The 12,658-nt window shown below is 56.5% G+C and carries 16 protein-coding genes and 1 tRNA gene; 11 read left to right on the top strand and 6 right to left on the bottom strand.

Annotated features, from left to right (window positions below; all coding sequences use genetic code 11):
* Nucleotides 1–52: 52 nt before the first annotated feature.
* Nucleotides 53–886 (top strand): hypothetical protein, encoded by an 834-nt coding sequence (locus tag WCE46_RS01660; protein WP_424731959.1) that lies wholly within the window; start codon nt 53–55, stop codon nt 884–886.
* Between the two features lie 127 nt (nt 887–1,013).
* On the opposite strand, the gene WCE46_RS01655 is transcribed toward WCE46_RS01660, so the two are convergent.
* The 4 genes from WCE46_RS01655 to WCE46_RS01640 form a co-directional block, all read right to left on the bottom strand.
* On the bottom strand, nt 1,014–1,607 hold the full coding sequence (locus WCE46_RS01655) for an ArsR/SmtB family transcription factor (protein ID WP_424731958.1): 594 nt from the start codon (nt 1,605–1,607) through the stop codon (nt 1,014–1,016).
* A gap of 3 nt (nt 1,608–1,610) precedes the next feature.
* On the bottom strand, nt 1,611–4,355 hold the full coding sequence (gene alaS, locus WCE46_RS01650; protein WP_424731957.1) for an alanine--tRNA ligase: 2,745 nt from the start codon (nt 4,353–4,355) through the stop codon (nt 1,611–1,613).
* 62 nt (nt 4,356–4,417) lie between these two features.
* The gene (locus WCE46_RS01645; protein WP_424731956.1) at nt 4,418–4,735 is read right to left on the bottom strand and encodes an SWIM zinc finger family protein; all 318 of its coding nucleotides are present in this window, start codon (nt 4,733–4,735) and stop codon (nt 4,418–4,420) included.
* Complete coding sequence (locus WCE46_RS01640) at nt 4,732–5,439, bottom strand: Nif3-like dinuclear metal center hexameric protein (protein ID WP_424731955.1); 708 nt, start codon at nt 5,437–5,439, stop codon at nt 4,732–4,734. The genes WCE46_RS01645 and WCE46_RS01640 overlap by 4 nt, the downstream gene beginning before the upstream one ends.
* A 92-nt stretch (nt 5,440–5,531) precedes the next feature.
* On the opposite strand from WCE46_RS01640, the gene WCE46_RS01635 reads away from it, so the two are divergent.
* Genes WCE46_RS01635 through WCE46_RS01625 form a run of 3 tightly spaced genes read left to right on the top strand, consistent with a single transcriptional unit; the run spans nt 5,532 to nt 8,133 of the window.
* Nucleotides 5,532–7,040 carry a homocysteine biosynthesis protein gene (locus tag WCE46_RS01635; RefSeq protein WP_424732012.1) on the top strand — a complete coding sequence of 503 codons (1,509 nt, stop codon included), beginning with the start codon at nt 5,532–5,534 and terminating at the stop codon, nt 7,038–7,040.
* A complete protein-coding gene (locus tag WCE46_RS01630) occupies nt 7,037–7,423 on the top strand; it encodes a DUF362 domain-containing protein (protein ID WP_424731954.1) in 387 nt (128 codons plus the stop codon). The genes WCE46_RS01635 and WCE46_RS01630 overlap by 4 nt, the downstream gene beginning before the upstream one ends.
* A complete protein-coding gene (locus WCE46_RS01625) occupies nt 7,420–8,133 on the top strand; it encodes a UPF0280 family protein (protein WP_424732011.1) in 714 nt (237 codons plus the stop codon). Before WCE46_RS01630 ends, WCE46_RS01625 begins: the two co-directional genes overlap by 4 nt.
* Here WCE46_RS01625 and WCE46_RS01620 read toward each other — a convergent pair.
* Complete coding sequence (locus WCE46_RS01620; RefSeq protein WP_424731953.1) at nt 8,128–8,538, bottom strand: hypothetical protein; 411 nt, start codon at nt 8,536–8,538, stop codon at nt 8,128–8,130. The genes WCE46_RS01625 and WCE46_RS01620 overlap by 6 nt on opposite strands.
* A 101-nt stretch (nt 8,539–8,639) precedes the next feature.
* Here WCE46_RS01620 and WCE46_RS01615 point away from each other — a divergent pair, with 101 nt between their 5' ends.
* Genes WCE46_RS01615 through WCE46_RS01595 form a run of 5 tightly spaced genes read left to right on the top strand, consistent with a single transcriptional unit; the run spans nt 8,640 to nt 11,526 of the window.
* On the top strand, nt 8,640–8,912 hold the full coding sequence (locus tag WCE46_RS01615; RefSeq protein ID WP_424731952.1) for a MarR family transcriptional regulator: 273 nt from the start codon (nt 8,640–8,642) through the stop codon (nt 8,910–8,912).
* Nucleotides 8,913–8,914: 2 nt separating this feature from the next.
* On the top strand, nt 8,915–9,445 hold the full coding sequence (locus tag WCE46_RS01610; RefSeq protein ID WP_424731951.1) for a tRNA (cytidine(56)-2'-O)-methyltransferase: 531 nt from the start codon (nt 8,915–8,917) through the stop codon (nt 9,443–9,445).
* Nucleotides 9,442–10,515, top strand: coding sequence for an ATP-grasp domain-containing protein (locus WCE46_RS01605; protein ID WP_424731950.1), 1,074 nt, complete (start codon nt 9,442–9,444; stop codon nt 10,513–10,515). The genes WCE46_RS01610 and WCE46_RS01605 overlap by 4 nt, the downstream gene beginning before the upstream one ends.
* Nucleotides 10,515–11,036 (top strand): transcription factor, encoded by a 522-nt coding sequence (locus WCE46_RS01600; protein ID WP_424731949.1) that lies wholly within the window; start codon nt 10,515–10,517, stop codon nt 11,034–11,036. The genes WCE46_RS01605 and WCE46_RS01600 overlap by 1 nt, the downstream gene beginning before the upstream one ends.
* Nucleotides 11,029–11,526, top strand: coding sequence for an HD domain-containing protein (locus WCE46_RS01595; RefSeq protein WP_424731948.1), 498 nt, complete (start codon nt 11,029–11,031; stop codon nt 11,524–11,526). The genes WCE46_RS01600 and WCE46_RS01595 overlap by 8 nt, the downstream gene beginning before the upstream one ends.
* Nucleotides 11,527–11,544: 18 nt before the next feature.
* Here the strand turns inward: WCE46_RS01595 and WCE46_RS01590 are convergent, their stop codons facing one another.
* Nucleotides 11,545–12,045 carry a regulator of amino acid metabolism, contains ACT domain protein gene (locus tag WCE46_RS01590; protein WP_424731947.1) on the bottom strand — a complete coding sequence of 167 codons (501 nt, stop codon included), beginning with the start codon at nt 12,043–12,045 and terminating at the stop codon, nt 11,545–11,547.
* A 302-nt stretch (nt 12,046–12,347) separates the two neighbouring features.
* Between WCE46_RS01590 and WCE46_RS01585 the strand changes: the two genes are divergently transcribed.
* Nucleotides 12,348–12,432, top strand: a tRNA-Leu gene (locus WCE46_RS01585).
* 122 nt (nt 12,433–12,554) lie between these two features.
* Nucleotides 12,555–12,658: heparan-alpha-glucosaminide N-acetyltransferase domain-containing protein (locus WCE46_RS01580; protein WP_424732010.1), on the top strand; the 104-nt coding region annotated here is incomplete at its 3' end.

The following is a 12,658-nucleotide window of genomic DNA, read 5'->3' as shown; positions in this document are numbered from 1 at the left end:
TTTTTGGAAAAAAGGGGAACCTTTTTAATTTTGCGCATTCGACCATGTAGACATGAAGAGGTATATTCTTGTCCTCGCCCTGCTCTCCCTGTTCCTTGTGGGATCGGCATCCGCATATGGTATTTACCTGAACTGTTCGCCAAATTCAATCCCGGTCGGTCAGACCCTGAAATGCGCGGTTGATTCCGATTACCCGCCCGGGACCAGTTTCGATCTTGTCTTTTACCAGTCCCAGTATACATCTACAGAACTCGACCGTCAGACTATGACCATCCAGTCGAACCAGGCTACCCAGTACAAGCTCTTTGACACGACAGGTCTCAAAGGTGGCCAGTATAAGGTAGAGATCCAGTTTAACGGTGTCGTGCCGGATGTGCGCTCTGATTCTATAATGAGCGAACTTGTGACCCTCACCGATCGATCCGGTGAACTTACTATTACATCCCCGACAACCCAGAACCTGGCCGATGCACTCGTGATTGCGGGTTCTCTCCAGAAAGGGGGTAACGCCGGCATACAGGTCCAGGTCGACGGCCAGTCAGCCGGACGCGTGTTTGGCCCCCAGTATATCCGGACCACAACCATGATCCAGAGCGGCGATGGTGCGTTCTCGCAGACGATTTCCGTCACGCAGCCGGATGATTATGATGTCAAGTTTGCCGATGCGAATGGCGCTATTGCCACTATCACGTTCCACGTGGTGGCACCGACAACGGCAACAACTGTGCCCACCTTGACGGTAGTAAAAACGGTCAGCACCACACCGAAGGTTACCTTTACACCCATCCCCACTCCCACAAAGTCACCGCTGCCAGCCGGTATCGTGATCGGGGCACTCCTGATCGCCATGCTGATTGCAGGAAAGATCAATAAAGACCGTACATAAAAATCATTCAAATATTCTTTTTTTTTAATGAGACCAAAAGCCGGGAAATACTTCTTCCCTGTCGGGCAGCACACTGCCGCAACCGGGGAGACCGGATTTGTAAAAAATGGTTTAGCCACGAGTCTGTTTATCGTTTCTTTTTCCAGAGATATGCCTCGTAGCAGAGCAGGGCGAGAATAACAAATACCCCACCACAGAAGAAAGCAAGTGCAAAGTCAGGGAATACTTCCTGAACAATGCCCGTATCTGTCATGGCTTTTGCCGCGTACAAACCCGCTCCCGAGGTTTCCCGGGTCGCCATCATGGGCGCTGCCTCTATTGCAGTCTGTGAAGAGAACAGGGGTGCAAGGGTGAAGATCGAAAGCGTGCCAGCGATGACAATCACAAAAAGGGAACTGTACTTGAGGAGAAGGGCACGGATGTCGGTCTGTTTTGGTGCGACAATCAGGATCTGATCGGTGAGTGCATACATCCTGACTTCGCGCCCTTTGATGCTGTACCGGGTTTCAGAGACCGTAAGAAGGCCGGCGTCGAGCAGGTTTTCGGTGTGGTATTTTGCGGTAGTGAGAGGGATTTTCAGCTGCTCCGTGATATCGGTGAGACTTTTTGTGCCGGCAGCAAGGAGGGTAAGGATATCATTTGCTGTCTGGCTGGCCATGGCTTTTGCAATCTTCTGCGCCCGTTCGTCGCCCGGTTCCAGCACCACCACGTTTCCGGTCATTTTTTACTTTTTCTGCAGTGCCGCGATGATCCGCTCACGCCCCACGTTCAGGGCGAGGTCGAGTTTTTCAACATCCGGCCCGCCACCCTGCGCCATCGAGGGTTTTCCGCCACCTTTGCCGCCAAGAAGGCTGCATACCTGTCCGATGATCTCCCCGGCGTTCACCCGGCTGTCGCCCGATGCAAGGACGACCCGTGCGGTCTCGCCCGGGGTCGCAAGGAGAACAACCCCGCCGTGTTCAGAAAGCGCGGTGGCAATCGTCGAAAGTTCACGCGGCGCGAGATCGATCCGTTTTACAACAACGGATATTCCGCCGATGGTCTCAGGCTTGACGGTCTTTATCTCAAGATCCACCAGTTTCTGGCTCATGCGTTCGATCTCTTTTCTCTGATCTTTCCATTCAGAGAAGAATCGGGTGACCGTGGCCGGGAGGTTTTCGATCTGGACGGACAGGGTATCGGCAGAGGTGGTCGCAAGCTGCTCGAGGTGCTGCAGGTAATAGACTGCTGCCGTCCCGGCCGCGAACTCAATGCGCTCGATCCCGTCCTGGATGTGCTCGACCCGGAGGATCTTGATAATCCCGATCTCCCCGGTGCTCCGGCAGTGCGTCCCTGCACAGGCCTCAATATCTCCGGCGACTTTTACCACCCGGATATCCTTTCCCTGCGGGACACCTCCCTGATACAGGGAGAAGCCGTACTCCTGCTCTGCTTTCGTCCGGTTCTCGACCGAGATCTCGACCTGCTGATTTGCCATCACCATCCGGTTTGCCGCGATCTCGATCTTGCGCAGCTCCTCCGGAGTGATATGCTTGAAATGCCGGATGTCGATACGCGAGCTCTCCGCCCCTTTCTGCGCACCTGACTGGTGGATATGAGCGCCGAGCACCTCTTTTGAGGCATGGAGAAGAATATGGGTGGCCGTGTGGTGGCGCATCAGCGAGAACCGCCGTTCCTCATCGACCATCCCCTTGACCCGCTCGCCACGCTGGAGGAGACCGCCGCTGATATGGTGAAGGATAACATCTCCGACTTTGACCACATCGTCAACCCGTGTCATGCTGTCAGCACCTACGAGGCTGCCGGTATCTGCTGGCTGGCCACCGCCCTCCGGGTAAAAGAGCGTCTGGTCGAGCACCGCATACCCTTCGAAGAAGTCGATGACGACCGCTTCAAACTCGAAGTCCTCGGGCTGCTCGTAATAGAGTTTCTTTGTCGGCGGGAGGCCCTGGACCCGTTCGGCATATTTCGAGGTCTTGTCTATGACAGCCTCCTTCTTTGACTCGGAGTGCATGTCGGCTATCTGGGAGTAGAAATTGTCCGGTAGATCGATGACCGCACCTTCATTTCCGGCAATATCCTTGATCATCTCGGGCGGGATGCCGTGGGAATCGTACAGGGTGATGATCTCGGAGAGTGGCACACGCTGGCTCTTTGCCTTGTAGGTCCTTGCGACCTTCTGGACGATCCGGGTTCCGCGTTCGAGCGTGTCGGCGTACTTCACGACTTCACGGTCGACGATCTCACGGACGATGGCGATATCCTGCTGGAACTTGTTCATCCCGATGATCTTCATCTGTTCTTCGATGAGATCAGCAAGGGAGTCCTTCATCTTGAACTCGTTCATCATCCGCAGGGTACGGCGGATGACGAGCCGGGCAAGGTAGCCTTCCCGGACGTTTGACGGAACGATGCAGTCGCCGAGCATGTACGCAAGGCACCGGGTGTGGTCGACAATCGCATACACTTTCTCAACCGGTGTAATCATCCGGTCAAGTTTCTCAGGAGAAATGTCGATTGCGGCCGCCACCTTCTTTCGAAGGTTAAAGAGATTGGAGCCGGAGATGTCCATGAGCCCGGCGAACTTCGCGTTTAAGGCCAGGATCTTTGTATAGTCCTTGTTTTCGAGCAGGTGTGAAAGCCCGGCCGAACTCATGACCCGGCTGACCATTTCTGGGAAGACGGCATCGTAGATCGTCGGGGATCCTTTCGATGCCCAGACCAGCCGTTCAAGCCCGTACCCGGTATCAACAATCCGGAGTTTTATCGGATAGTACATCTCGCCATTGAGGTCATAGCCGGGATGGTTTGTTTTCTGCCGGCCAAGGCTCATAAAGACAAGGGTCGCAACCTCAAGGCCGCCGATCATGACCTCGACACTCGGGCCTGCATTCCCGCCCCCGATCCACGGGTGTTCTTTGTATGTGACCTTGTTGAGATCACCACCGATGGATGCAAGGAACTGATCGCAGAGTTCGACTGTGCGATCTTTCCAGTAGATCTCCTCATCCGGTGTGTTAAAGGCGTGGTGGGCGAGCATCTCGAACGTGGTCAGGTGACGCCCGGATTTCCCGACTGAATCGAGATCGTTTAACCGGATGCATGGTTGTGAGATGGTGAGCGGGTTTGCGGGCGGCGGGACAATACCACTTGTTACAAAGGGCTGGAAGTCGGCGATGGAGGCGATGGTCAGGTAGATATCATCCCGCCAGCGTGCGGCCACCGGGTAGCGCTCGATGCGCGTGTGCCCGTTCTTTTCAAAAAAGGAGAGAAATGCCTCGCGCATCTCATCAACGGTGTGGGGAGTAAAGACGGGATTCCCGATGAACGTATAGGGTTCACAGACTGCGTCACCGCAGTTATCGCGGGAGCTGTCGCGCGTCCAGAAAGCAGAACCGCATGATTTGCAGATCTTCCGTGTGAACCCCTGATTCTTGAAATATTCGAGTTGGTATTCTTCTTCGAACATGAAAAACCACGTACTGCTTGTATAATTAAGGGTACCAGGATAGTTATTGTCTTTGGCTGCACTTATTTTTTCCAGTTTTCCTGGTACCATGCATCAATGGATTCATACGCACCGGTTGATTCTGCAATCCGGACCGCAATGAGGTGCCAGCAGGGTTTTTGCCGGAAGGCAAAATCCCGGCAGGTACAGACATTTTCAGAGACCACGTGTTCACCGGTCGATCCGGTGACGACAAAGAAATCAAGATATTTTTTTACGAGATTGCGATCGATCGCGTCGAGTGCCTTTGTGCCCCGGGTCCCGAATTCAGCGACAATGCCGGTGCGGAGCTCGTCATCCAGCGTTTTTTTTTCACGCAGCTGCTGCCAGATATCGCTCATGGGCAGACAGAGAGGAGCGGAGGATCGTCGATGTACTGCCAGCCCCGCTGTCCCGCAAGGCGTTTCATGGCCGGCGCTTCAAGTGCATAGTGGGTCGACTCGATGCAGGGGAGCGGGGCGGCCCGGGCGACCGAATGTTTCATCTCGGCCGAGAGGAACGCATCGGCCCCAATCTGTCGTGCTTCGGCCATGAGGGAGAGATCAAAACCGCTGCCGGCGACGACTGCAAGCCGCCGGCAGGATGCGAGGTTCCCCCAGACCCGCAGGTTCCCGCCCAGTCTTCGGGAGATTTCCGGAAGCGGAAGTTCGCAGGTGCCCACCGCGCCAAGCGACATCGGCTCGCATTCCGAAAGTCCGAGAAGTTCAGCAAGGGCATCGTTGACGCCGCCGGTCGCGTGATCGAAGTTCGTGTGCATCACGTACACGTTCAGGTTCCCGGCGAGGATCTCCCTCATCAGGGAGGCGGTGGGCCCGGTGAGGGCCGTAAGCGGTGTCCAGATCGGGGTGTGGTGGACGACGAGCATATCAGCGCCGGATGAGACTGCCTGCCGGACCACTGCCGGCGTGGCATCCAGGGCACAGCAGATCTTCTCGATCTCCGGTTTTCCCTCCACCACGAGCCCGATCCTGCCGGCATCGAACTCTTCGGCAAGGGCCGGAGGGGCAAGTGCTTCCATCACTTCTGCAAAGGCACGCAGGTGCATATACAGAAGTATCGCTGGTCGGGGATATATACCATTTATTACTTTGGGTAATAGCAGTGAGTTTTAATATTCATAAAATGGCATATCTGGTCATGCATAAGTCCATCGAACAGATCAACGAGCGCATCCGTGACGGCAGTGCCCGTGTTGTCACCGCAGAGGAGATGCCCGGCCTCGTTGACGAGTTGGGTGAGGAAGGCGCGCTTAAGGACGTCGATGTTGTTACCACCGGTACGTTTGGTGCGATGTGTTCATCCGGCGCGTTTTTGAATTTCGGGCATTCGGAACCGCCCATCCGGATGGAGCGGATCTGGCTCAACGATGTCGAGGCCTACGGAGGGCTCGCCGCGGTAGATACATATATCGGCGCGACCCAGCAGTCGGATACACTCGAAGAGCAGTACGGCGGCGCCCATGTACTCGAGGATCTTGTCTCGGGAAAATCCGTGGAGCTGCGGGCAACCTCCCGGGGCACCGACTGTTACCCGCGCAGGACCATTACAACTGAACTGCTCCTTGAAAACCTCAACCAGGCGATCATGTGCAACCCGCGGAACGCGTACCAGCGGTACAACGCGGCGACGAACACGACCGACCGGCTCCTGCATACCTACATGGGAACGCTCCTCCCGAATTCCGGTAACATCACCTACTCGGGAGCAGGCGTGTTAAACCCAATCTCAAACGACCCGAAACTCCGGCTGATAGGAAGCGGCGTCCCGATCTTTTTGTGCGGCGCGCAGGGCATGGTGGTCGGAGAAGGAACGCAGCACTCGCCGGGCGGCGGTTTCGGGACACTGATGGTTACGGGCAACCTCAAAGAGATGTCCTCCGAGTACCTCCGCGCCGCGACCATGACCGGCTACGGCGTTACCCTTTACGTGGGGCTCGGGGTGCCGCTGCCGGTGCTCGACCTCGACGTGGTCCGGGCAACGGCGGTCCGTGATAAGGATATCTCGGTTGACCTGATCGATTACGGCGTACCGAGCCGCAACCGGCCCCTGATCCGGAGCGTGACCTATGAAGAACTGCGATCGGGTGCTGTCGAGATCAACGGCGAACAGGTGCGAACCTCCTCGCTGTCAAGTTTCAGGAGGGCACGAAAGGTTGCCGAAGAACTCAAAGACTGGATCGGGAAAGGCGCCATGCAACTCGCACTGCCCACCCGGCCGATCGATGCGACAAAGAAAGTACACCCGATGCACGAGAGCAGGAAAGGCCCGCGCGTGATGGACATCATGGACCGGCAGGTCGTGAGTGTCGGGGAATCCGAGGAGATCCGAACGGCAGCACAGAAACTCCTCAAAGGGGAGACCAACCACCTGCCGGTCATTGGGAGCGATGGCAGGCTAGTGGGGATCGTGACCACGTTTGATGTCTCAAAGGCAGTTGCAAACCCGGGGAAGGCATGCACGGTAAGCGATATCATGAAAAAGAGAGTCGTAACGACCACGACCGATGAAGCAGTCGATATCGCGGTCCGGAAACTCGAACAGAATAACATCAGCGCATTGCCGGTAGTCGATAAGGATCGCCACGTGATCGGAATGCTCACCGCGATCAATCTCGGGAAACTCTTTGGCGGGAGGTGGCTGAAATGAAACTGCTCGTGAACTTTTCGCGGGGGAAAGGGAGCGCCCCGATCATCGCGCAGGCGGTAAAGGATACCGGAGTCCTCATCAATGTCGAACGGGCCATGATCGATTCATCTGAGGGCGAGGCGCTCATCGAAGTGCCCGATGACCAGTGCCAGCTGATCCGGACAACCATGACCCGGCTCGGGGCGACCGTGCGACTGCTCGAACACGGGATCAACCTCAATACGAGCGAGTGCGTGGACTGCGGCGCCTGTATCTCGATCTGCCCCCGCGAGGTCTTCTCGTTTGACCATGAGTGGAAACTTGCGATCGCGGAAGACCGGTGCGTGCTTTGCGGCAAATGCGTGGATGCGTGCCCGCACAAGGCGCTGTCATTACCCCTATGATCCGCGAGCCGTTCCGGTTCCGCGAGACCTTTGCAGCGATCCTCGCAGAGACCCCCGCTCACGCGGCAGCAGCTAAGGGTGGCATAATCGCTGCCCGGCAGGTGCTCGAGGGCTATATTGCCCGCGACCCTTTTTTTGCAAGCACCTTTTCACCGTATAAGCCGGATACGGACGAGCCCCTGATCCTGCACATGGCCGCCGCTGCCGCAGACGCCGGCGTCGGGCCCATGGCGACCGTTGCAGGCGCCATTGCCGCCGCCGGAATCGATGCCATGATCGGGGCGGGTGCCCGGTTCGGGGTGATCGATAACGGCGGGGATATCGCTCTTGTCAGCGACCGGGACGTCCGGGTCGGCGTGCATGCCGGGACCGCACCGCTCTCAGACAAAATCGCCTTTGTCGTCCCGCCGCACAATACACCGTTTGGCATCTGCACATCGTCGGCGACGGTCGGCCCGTCCATCTCCTTTGGTATAGCAGACGCGGTTACGATCTTCGCACCCGACCCCCTGCTCGCCGACGCATGGGCAACCGCAGTCTGCAACCAGGTACGACCGGATGACAGGAGCATCCTTGAGCAGATCGATCCTGACAAGGTACAGGGAGTCTTCGCGATTATGGGAGAAATAGTCATAAAATGGGGCGTCGTCCCCCCCGTTGTCCCGGCCCGGGTGGACGAACAGCTGATAAGCGCGGGCGACCGGTTATAGCGTCGATTCGATATAGGTCTGGCTGTCGGCAACCGCACTGGCACCGGAGAATGTTTTCAGCGGGTCTTTTCCGTCAGTAACGATAATTGTCGGTATGCTGTTTTTTACGAGGAATACCCGGGTGAGCAATTCGATCTCATCAATCTCCACTCCCTCAACAAGCGATGAGGCAGGTTCGAGTTCGAGGCGCTCCCGTACCAGTTCGTCGGGCACGGTGCGGAAGAAATAATAGAATACCTGCCATGCGTTCAGGAGATCCGATACAAGGAGTTCGTTTCTCACCGGTCCGGGCAGGGTCTCCAGCCGGCGCATAAGCGCATCCTCATCCTCGCCGCTTTCATCGAGCAGGCAGTCCGCTATCCTGACCAGTTCGGAAAATGACGGCGCGGGATTTTCTGTATCCATGGGATAAGATTCGCGGGAAAGGACAAAAAGAGTGCCGTAGAGGCCGGTCAAAAATCATGTGGGCAATAAACTATAATCAGGCCGGGCTGGAATGATTACAGGTGAAAGAAGAGGACGCCGACTGGCTGATCTACCATATCATCGCGCAGAAGAGTACTGTTACTGCGGAAGAACTGGTACAAGAGAGCGGCCTTGACGCAGCAACGGTTGATGCGTCGCTCGTCCGGCTCGACCATAATCTCCTCATCAACCGAACCGGCGGAAAGATCCGGATTCTCTCTGTCGGGGAGTCACTCATAAAATGCCAGGCAAAATACGATAATGAGCTTCCGTACGTTATCGAAGATGGCGTGATAAAAGCAAGGAAGAAGTAACTATGACAGGAAAAGAAGTTGCAATACTCCGGATCGGGCACCGGCCCGAGCGTGACCAGCGGGTAACTACCCACGTCGCGTTGACCGGCCGGGCGCTCGGCGCTTCGGGCATGTATCTTGCCGCGAGCGACAAGGGCGTGGTCGAGAGCGTCGATGATGTGGCAGACCGGTGGGGCGGGAAATTTTTCTGCGAGGATAATGTCAAGTGGCGTGTCTGCATCAGGGACTGGAAGGCTGCCGGGGGGAAAGTTGTCCACCTCACGATGTACGGGATCAACCTGCCCGATATCATCAGCGAGATCCGGCCGTGCGAGAAACTTCTCGTGGTGGTCGGGGCGGAGAAAGTGCCCGGCGAAATGTACGGCCTTGCGGATTACAATGTTGCTGTGACCGGCCAGCCCCATTCGGAGATCTCAAGCCTCGCACTCTTTTTGGATCACCTCTATGAAGGAACGGAGTTCTCCCATCCGTTCCCTGACGCGAAGATCCGGATCGTCCCATCAAAGGCCGGGAAGCAGACGGAGGAGTTGTGAGAGGCCGGGTCCTCGTTGCCGGGTTTTCCACGCGCCATGTGGCGCAGTCGGCGGCACAGGCCGGGTACGAAGTCTGTGCGGTCGACCATTTCTGCGATCAGGACCTGTCCTGGTATACCCGGGACAGGATGAAGTTTGAAGATCTCTCTGATCTTCCCGGGACCGTTGACCGGATGTGCCGCAAGTATTCTTTTGATTTTGTCGTCGCTACTTCGGGTGCCGAAGACCTGACGTTCCCGGTCCCGCTCTGCGGGACACCCCGGGACAAGGTAGGCCGGTTCCTTGACAAATTGGATATGCAGCACTTTTTTGAGGATCTTAAGGTTCCGGTACCCCTCATCGCTGCCGCTGGAGAATACCCGGTGATGGCAAAGCCGCGCCGGGGTGCGGGTGGATGGCGTAACGCGATACTCCGCGATGCCGCAGAGGAGAGATCATGGGCATCCCTGTACCCGGACATCCCCTACATCCGCCAGCAGATAATTGACGGTATTCCTGCAAGCGTCTGCTGCGTGGCAAACGGCCATGCTGCCCGTGCGATTGCCGTAAACGAACAACTGCTCAGGGGAGACGGTGAATCTACGTTCGGGTTCTCCGGGTCGGTCACGCCTTTTTACCACCCGCTGTGCGGCGAGATGATCGCCCTTGCCGAGAAGATCGCCGCAGCAAGCGGCTGCATGGGCACCATTGGCATCGATTTTGTGATCGGCAAGGACGCACCATATGTAATCGAAGTGAACCCCCGTTTCCAGGGAACGGTTGACACGGTGGAGATGGCATACGGGTGCAGCCTGTTCCAGTATCATGTCAATGCCTGCGCGGGGACGCTGCCGGAAGCGCCGAAGGTGCAGGAATATGCAGCGCGGCGCATCATCTTTGCCGAACGGGACATGACACTGGATGCAGACCTCAAAGATCTCGCACCGCTGGTGTCCGACATCCCGTGGCCGGGAACTTTTTTTGAAAAGGAACAGGCAGTTGTGAGCGTTTCCGGGACCGGGAAAACACGCGATGAGGCACTTTCTGCGCTGGATAAAAATATTAGCTCTGTCCGACAATATATTGCCTGATGGATCCTGTGGAAGAAGTGCTGAATGACCCGGCAATGCGAGCTTACATTCACCGGCTGATTGGTGACGAAGGCCTCAATCTTTTGGAAAAGTTCCCCAAAGAGGGCGAACACAGCGATGAGGATCTGGCCGCAAGTACCGGGATTAACCTAAACTCCGTGCGGCACACGCTCTATACACTGTATGAGAAGCGGCTTGCCGAATATCACAGGATCAAGAACAACGAGACCGGCTGGCTCACGTACCTCTGGCAGCTGCGGATCGATCATATCCACGACGCCATCCGCGATGATATGGACGTGGTGCTGGACAAACTCGAGCACCGGGTGCAGTTCGAAGAGGAGAACGATTTTTTCATCTGCAAGGACTGCCACGATATTTTTACCTTCACGCAGGCCATGGGCGGCGACTTCAAGTGCCCGAACTGCGAGCAGCCGCTCTCTCATTTCGATAACGACATGCTCGTAAAGGCGCTCCATGAGCGTATCGACGCCATGAAAAAAGCGCTCGGCCATGCCTGAAACACGGGAACGCTGCATCGAGCTCTTAAAAAATGCCGGGTGCAGCCCGAAGGTGATCGCCCATTGCGAGGCGGTCTGTGACTGTGCGATGGAGTACGCACGAAAGTGCGATCGTGCCGACCAGGAACTCGTCATGACGGGAGCGCTACTCCACGATATCGGACGGGGGGTCACGCACGGGATCGACCATGCCCAGAAGGGTGCGGATCTCCTGCGCGAGATGGGATTTCCCGAGAACGTTGCGCGGATCGTGGAGTGTCACACCGGGGCTGGGATGACCACAGACGAATGCGTGGCCCTCGGGCTTGACCCCCGGGACTGCATGCCGCAGACGATCGAAGAAAAGATCGTCACCCATGCGGATAACCTGATTGCCGGTACAAAAAGGGTGACGATCGATGAAAGCCTCGCGTCGTCAAGCCGCCTGCCAAAAAAGATCCGGAAACGGATACGCCGGCTTTCAGATGAAGTAGAAGAGCTTACGCAGTAAGCAAAAAAGGACTTTTTTTTATATGATGACCTGGCGCACCTGCGGGAGGGCGCGGATCTCGTCTACCACACCGGCAGGCAGCGGGTCTTCCATGATGATGACGAGTTTCGGGTCCTCGGAGAACTGGGGGTCGGTGACAAAGATCTGCCGTATTGCAAGCGAATGGTTGGAGAGCACACGCACAGCCGCTCCTACGATGCCTTTCTCGTTTGCGTCTTTTGGCATGACGGTGATAACCGAGAGCCCGAGGGACTCTGCCACCCGGCTCAGGTCGGGAGTCGCCCGCATGTTTAAGAATATCCCGCGCAGGAACGGGCGTTCAAGGATGCGCCGGGCGGTGGCATCCACGACGCGGCGGTCCGAACCGATCGCCTTTGCAATGGCGGTTGCCGGGATATCGATGCCGTTACTGCAGATCTTCCCGTCTGTGTTGACCCCGAAACCGTTTTCGAGGAGGAACCGCACCACGCGACCCTGCGATGGCGAGTCGGCAAATTCGTGGATGATATCAGACCACATACACGCACCGGGTAAAACGTATGAAAATATACATGTATGCTTCCTGCATGTCATCAGCGTCTATAAAAAAAGTGTCCGGGGGTGCCGGGAAAGAACGTCTAAGCCATGCAGGTCAGATGAGGCCGGTCCATCCCGGGCCGGGCGGGCGTCCGGGCACCGGCCGGATCGGTCACGGCCTTAATGTTCTGACGTGGCTTGCCTGAAATATGCCATAACATTCTTTTAGATAGACAACCTCTTTGTTATGGCACAAAAGCGAGGTAAGCCGGGGTTCCGGTGTCCGCTGGTGCAATTCTATTCGGGCGAGGGTAGCCAAGCCAGGTCAAAGGCGCTAGGTTGAGGGCCTAGTCTCGTAGGAGTTCTTGGGTTCGAATCCCATCCCTCGCACTTTTCTGAAGGGGCAGGTTTCCAGCTTTTTGCAAGTTATCCGCCAGTAAAAGAATTCTCCGCGCTCACCCGGTTTTTACAAAAATACATATCAGAGTCCGGGAGCAATTGTACCACTACACATGCGCGGCACGGCACGATATCCTGAGATCGATCTTCTCCGGGGTATCGCCATCATGATGATGATTATCTTCCATTCCCTTTTTGATCTCTCATTCTTCCGGAT

The sequence above is a fragment of the Methanoregula sp. genome, assembly GCF_049690535.1.
Classification (GTDB): Archaea; Halobacteriota; Methanomicrobia; order Methanomicrobiales; family Methanospirillaceae; genus Methanoregula.
Note: the sequence above shows the minus strand (reverse complement) of the source record. Positions and strands in the feature narration are given on the sequence as shown.

What these genes read in the sequence shown, in the direction of transcription:
- WCE46_RS01660 (WP_424731959.1), top strand. Translation starts at nt 53, where the DNA reads ATGAAGAGGTATATTCTTGTCCTCGCCCTGCTCTCCCTGTTCCTTGTG.
- WCE46_RS01655 (WP_424731958.1), bottom strand. Translation starts at nt 1,607, where the DNA reads ATGACCGGAAACGTGGTGGTGCTGGAACCGGGCGACGAACGGGCGCAG.
- alaS (WP_424731957.1), bottom strand. Translation starts at nt 4,355, where the DNA reads ATGTTCGAAGAAGAATACCAACTCGAATATTTCAAGAATCAGGGGTTC.
- WCE46_RS01645 (WP_424731956.1), bottom strand. Translation starts at nt 4,735, where the DNA reads ATGAGCGATATCTGGCAGCAGCTGCGTGAAAAAAAAACGCTGGATGAC.
- WCE46_RS01640 (WP_424731955.1), bottom strand. Translation starts at nt 5,439, where the DNA reads ATGCACCTGCGTGCCTTTGCAGAAGTGATGGAAGCACTTGCCCCTCCG.
- WCE46_RS01635 (WP_424732012.1), top strand. Translation starts at nt 5,532, where the DNA reads ATGCATAAGTCCATCGAACAGATCAACGAGCGCATCCGTGACGGCAGT.
- WCE46_RS01630 (WP_424731954.1), top strand. Translation starts at nt 7,037, where the DNA reads ATGAAACTGCTCGTGAACTTTTCGCGGGGGAAAGGGAGCGCCCCGATC.
- WCE46_RS01625 (WP_424732011.1), top strand. Translation starts at nt 7,420, where the DNA reads ATGATCCGCGAGCCGTTCCGGTTCCGCGAGACCTTTGCAGCGATCCTC.
- WCE46_RS01620 (WP_424731953.1), bottom strand. Translation starts at nt 8,538, where the DNA reads ATGGATACAGAAAATCCCGCGCCGTCATTTTCCGAACTGGTCAGGATA.
- WCE46_RS01610 (WP_424731951.1), top strand. Translation starts at nt 8,915, where the DNA reads ATGACAGGAAAAGAAGTTGCAATACTCCGGATCGGGCACCGGCCCGAG.
- WCE46_RS01600 (WP_424731949.1), top strand. Translation starts at nt 10,515, where the DNA reads ATGGATCCTGTGGAAGAAGTGCTGAATGACCCGGCAATGCGAGCTTAC.
- WCE46_RS01595 (WP_424731948.1), top strand. Translation starts at nt 11,029, where the DNA reads ATGCCTGAAACACGGGAACGCTGCATCGAGCTCTTAAAAAATGCCGGG.
- WCE46_RS01590 (WP_424731947.1), bottom strand. Translation starts at nt 12,045, where the DNA reads ATGTGGTCTGATATCATCCACGAATTTGCCGACTCGCCATCGCAGGGT.